The organism is Serratia sp. A07 (assembly GCF_058725505.1).
This window is the reverse complement of sequence record NZ_JBZXDO010000185.1, coordinates 1-1,062: the sequence shown is the minus strand read 5'-3', so window position 1 is coordinate 1,062 and position 1,062 is coordinate 1. Positions and strand designations below refer to the sequence as shown.

The following is a 1,062-nucleotide window of genomic DNA, read 5'->3' as shown; positions in this document are numbered from 1 at the left end:
TGCGGGTGATTCATCACAGGCTCCGGGTAATAATGCGGCTGGCAAGCCGGCTTAACTGCGGGGACTGATTGTTCCAGGTGGTCACGGCACTGCCGACCAGCCCCGCGACGGTATCTAAAACGCCGGGAAGGTTCTTGTTATCACCGGGACGAACACCGCCCAGCGTCTCCCGGGCACCATTGACCATCACCGCGACCTCGCCGGCGGCGCGAACCAGCGGGATAGTCTCCGGGAGCTGGCCGGTCAGTTGATTAAGCCACGGCACCGATTGCGCCAGCGGGGCCGCCACATTGCCCAGGCTCCCGAGTACACCAGGCACGCGGGTGAATGCGGCGACCGGGTTGCTTTTCATCTGGCGGGCCACGCGTACGACGTTGGAGGCGGTCTGCAACGCTGACTGCGCCTGACGGGCATACCCCACGGCGCTGCGCACCATGCCGCCAATCCCGGCGCCGGGCAGCGCACCGGCTTTGCCCTGGGACAGACTCGGGAGACTGGTTCTGACGCCTGGCGGTGTCATCGGTGAGGCCGGGTCGCCGGCAAACTCGCGCAGAGTCAGATCAACCGAGATGGCCTGCGCCGCGCCGTCCTGCCCATTAAGCTGATAACTGCCGGCAATATCGGTAATGACGAACCAGCCCTTGTAGTCGCCGTTACCCAGCACAAACGCCAGCGCCTGGTGTGCCTGATTGGCGGCCATCAGTTTCTTGAACTCCGCATCCGGGGAGCAATACTGCTGATGAAACAGCACCGTTATGTGGTATTCGTCGAGCTTGGCGCCGACGAACTGCAGGCCGGGTTTATTGCTGATGCGCGCCTGTTCGGCAAAATCACTGCCGAAGGTGCCATCGAAGGCATCAAAACTGGTGGCCAGCTGAAAGGAAATATCACCAAGGACGGCAAACATCACTCAAAACTCCTGCGTTGCTGTTGTTGCAGGACGCGAGCCAGCATCTGCTCGAGCTCGCGCACCCCCATACCCAGCGCGTTTTGTATCTCCGGGCCGGCATTCTGGCGTTTACCATCAATGTGGATGACCGGCGCAAAATGCACCGTGATACC

General features: G+C 61.7%; 1 protein-coding gene. It reads right to left on the bottom strand.

Going from position 1 to position 1,062, the window contains the following annotated elements; translation table 11 throughout:
• Positions 1-13: 13 nt before the first annotated feature.
• On the bottom strand, positions 14-907 hold the full coding sequence (locus AC4PR2_RS29085; protein WP_492176075.1) for a phage tail protein: 894 nt from the start codon (positions 905-907) through the stop codon (positions 14-16).
• Between the last annotated feature and the right edge of the window lie 155 nt (positions 908-1,062).

What these genes read in the sequence shown, in the direction of transcription:
- AC4PR2_RS29085 (WP_492176075.1), bottom strand. Translation starts at nt 907, where the DNA reads ATGTTTGCCGTCCTTGGTGATATTTCCTTTCAGCTGGCCACCAGTTTT.